Source organism: Caldisalinibacter kiritimatiensis (genome assembly GCF_000387765.1).
GTDB lineage: Bacteria > Bacillota > Clostridia > Tissierellales > Caldisalinibacteraceae > Caldisalinibacter > Caldisalinibacter kiritimatiensis.
In genome coordinates, this window is record NZ_ARZA01000027.1 from 1 (window position 1) to 2,768 (window position 2,768).

Annotated in this window: 4 protein-coding genes and 1 tRNA gene; all 5 read right to left on the reverse strand. The window is 30.7% G+C overall.

What is annotated here, in order from left to right; genetic code table 11:
• Position 1 precedes the first annotated feature (1 nt).
• Positions 2–75 (reverse strand) — tRNA-Gly (locus tag L21TH_RS00815).
• Positions 76–193: 118 nt separating this feature from the next.
• Entirely contained in the window at positions 194–670 is a 477-nt protein-coding gene (locus L21TH_RS00820) for a YfcE family phosphodiesterase (protein WP_006306504.1), read from the reverse strand.
• Positions 667–1,284, reverse strand: coding sequence for an XTP/dITP diphosphatase (locus L21TH_RS00825; protein WP_006306505.1), 618 nt, complete (start codon positions 1,282–1,284; stop codon positions 667–669). The genes L21TH_RS00820 and L21TH_RS00825 overlap by 4 nt, the downstream gene beginning before the upstream one ends.
• Positions 1,277–2,050, reverse strand: coding sequence for a ribonuclease PH (gene rph, locus L21TH_RS00830; RefSeq protein ID WP_006306506.1), 774 nt, complete (start codon positions 2,048–2,050; stop codon positions 1,277–1,279). Before rph ends, L21TH_RS00825 begins: the two co-directional genes overlap by 8 nt.
• Positions 2,051–2,144: 94 nt before the next feature.
• Positions 2,145–2,633 (reverse strand): hypothetical protein, encoded by a 489-nt coding sequence (locus tag L21TH_RS00835; RefSeq protein ID WP_006306507.1) that lies wholly within the window; start codon positions 2,631–2,633, stop codon positions 2,145–2,147.
• Positions 2,634–2,768: the final 135 nt, after the last annotated feature.

A 2,768-nucleotide genomic window follows, 5' to 3' on the forward strand; every position in this document is an offset into this window, starting at 1 on the left:
ATGGAGCGGGTGAAGGGAATCGAACCCTCGCAACTGGCTTGGAAGGCCAGGGCTCTACCACTGAGCTACACCCGCATTTCTTACTGCCGACAATATTGAATTATACCATGGTGTTTTATACTTGTCAACACTTTTTGTAGAAAAAAGTAGAATTTTTTTATTTTATTTATAATTGGGTTGTTTTCAATGCCCTCTATCCTATTATTTGATGTTTAAAATCAATTTTTTTATTTATTTCTATTATTCCATAACTTTTTTTACTCATACCTCTAGGTATAGTAGGACTACCTGGATTAAAAAATAGGATATCATCATGCACTACCCCTAATGGAACATGACTATGTCCAAATAATACAATATCAGCATTAATTTCCTTTGCCTTATAGTATATACCATTCAAACTATATTTAATACCATATTTATGTCCATGAGTAAGAAATATCTTTTTTCCTTGTATATGTAATATTTCATCTTCGTTGGTATTTTTTCCTCTAAAGTCACAATTTCCTTTAACATATACAATGTCTTGTTTAATGTGTTCACTTATTTTTTTTGCATCTTTAGCATAATCCCCTAAATGTATAACTAAATCTGCATCATTAATATCATTTATTATATTTATTATTTCATTGGTTTGACCATGAGTATCACTCATTACTATTAGTTTCATTTTCTACCATTCCCTATGATAGTTCTTATTTTTTCTCTTAGCTTATTTAAAGCCTTAGCTCTATGACTAATTTTATTTTTTAAATCATTACCTAGTTCAGCAAAAGTCTTATCATATCCATCAACTATAAACAATGGGTCATAACCAAATCCACCATTACCTTTAGGAGTAAAAGCTATCTTTCCTTTACATTCTCCTATAACTGTATCATATGCACCATCTGGCATTACTATAGCTATAACAGTCATAAATTTAGCCGTTCTCTCTTCCATTGGTACATTTTCTAGCTCTTTTAATAATTTTTTATTATTATCTTCAAAAGTAGCTTCTTCGCCCGCATATCTCGAAGAATATACTCCAGGCCTACCTCCGAGTTTATCAACAAATAAACCTGTATCATCAGCTATAACTATTTTGTTTACTCTCTTTGAAATCTCTGATGCTTTTTTTAATGCATTCTCTTCTAAGGTTTCTCCATCTTCAACTACATCTAAGCTTTCTAGTCCCACATCATTTTTTGATAATACGTTAATTGGTAATTCCATAAGAATATCCTTTATTTCTTCTATTTTATGCTTATTACCTGTTGAAACTACTATATCTATTTTACTCATCTTCTTTTTCTCCTTCTGTCGGTTTTTCTTGTCCAACTAGCTTAGCAATCTCACCAAGCACTTCTTTTTGTTTATCTATCAATTCTTGATTACCCTTTTGTGCTAATCTTAATAATTCATTCAAATCATCCATAGAAAATGGAGCTTCTTCTCCAGTACCTTGTATTTCTACAAATTCTTTATTACCTGTCATTACTATATTCATGTCAACCTTAGCACTTGAATCCTCTACATAACATAAATCAAGTAGCCTATTACCCTCTACTATTCCAACACTGATTGCTGCCAAGAAGTCCTTTATTGGTATATAAAAAATAGTACCTTCTTTATACAATGCATAAAGCGCATCAACTAAAGCCACAAAAGCCCCTGTTATAGACGCTGTTCTAGTTCCTCCATCTGCTTGTATAACATCGCAATCTATCCATACAGTTCTTTCACCTAAATCTTCTAAATTTACAACAGACCTCAAAGCTCTTCCTATTAACCTTTGTATCTCTTGACTCCTACCATCAATTCTTCCTTTTGATGAAGCTCTGATTTTTCTATGCTGAGTAGAACCAGGTAACATTGAATATTCAGCAGTTACCCATCCTGTACCTGTATTCTTTAAAAACGGTGGTACTTTATCCTCTACCATAGCAGTACAAATTACTTTTGTATCTCCCATTTCTATTAAAACTGACCCTAAAGGGTGCTTTATGTAATTTCTCGTTATATTAACATTTCTTATTTGGTCGTAATTTCTTCCATCAATTCTTTTCATTTTACATCCCCATCCTTATAGTTTCCTTATTTATTGTTGCCATACTTATTATAATAATAACAGATATATTAATTTTTTTCTACATTACAGTATATTATTGAAACTTAATCTTATTTTCTTCTGCAAGCCTCTCTAATTCTCTTTCCCAATCTTTAAGTAGCTTTCTTGCATTTTCTAGGTTTTCATTAGCCTTCATTACTAAAGATTTATCCTGCTTTTCTATTGCTTGCTTCATTTGCATAAAAGCATTATACTGCTTTTCAGCTGCTTTTATATATATTTGGTTTAATTTGTTCACTTCTTTTGTTGTAAAACTAATGTTTTTTAACTCGTTCACAAATTCTCCATACTTAGGTATAATGACTTCTTCTAACTCATTATACAATGTATAATCATCTACATAATTATCTCCAATTACACTATGATATGCATCTATTGCTTCTTCTTCTAGCTTTGATATCTTACTTAATTCTTTATCATAGTAGTTTATTAATTCCTGCTGAACAGTATTATCACATGCTGTTACTAAAAACACTATTACAATTAATACTAGTAATACTGATAAATTCTTTTTAAAAACCATTATAAGCCCTCCTATAACAATGTTATTCAATAGTTCATTATTAAATATTCGTTATCCATTAATATAATCCTTCAAGAACAAAGTCGACTTCGTCGATTTGTTAGTTAGTAGTTCGTTGTTAGTAGTTAGTAGCCT

Coding starts and splice junctions, on each gene's coding strand:
- L21TH_RS00820 (WP_006306504.1), bottom strand. CDS start 670: ATGAAACTAATAGTAATGAGTGATACTCATGGTCAAACCAATGAAATA.
- L21TH_RS00825 (WP_006306505.1), bottom strand. CDS start 1,284: ATGAGTAAAATAGATATAGTAGTTTCAACAGGTAATAAGCATAAAATA.
- rph (WP_006306506.1), bottom strand. CDS start 2,050: ATGAAAAGAATTGATGGAAGAAATTACGACCAAATAAGAAATGTTAAT.
- L21TH_RS00835 (WP_006306507.1), bottom strand. CDS start 2,633: ATGGTTTTTAAAAAGAATTTATCAGTATTACTAGTATTAATTGTAATA.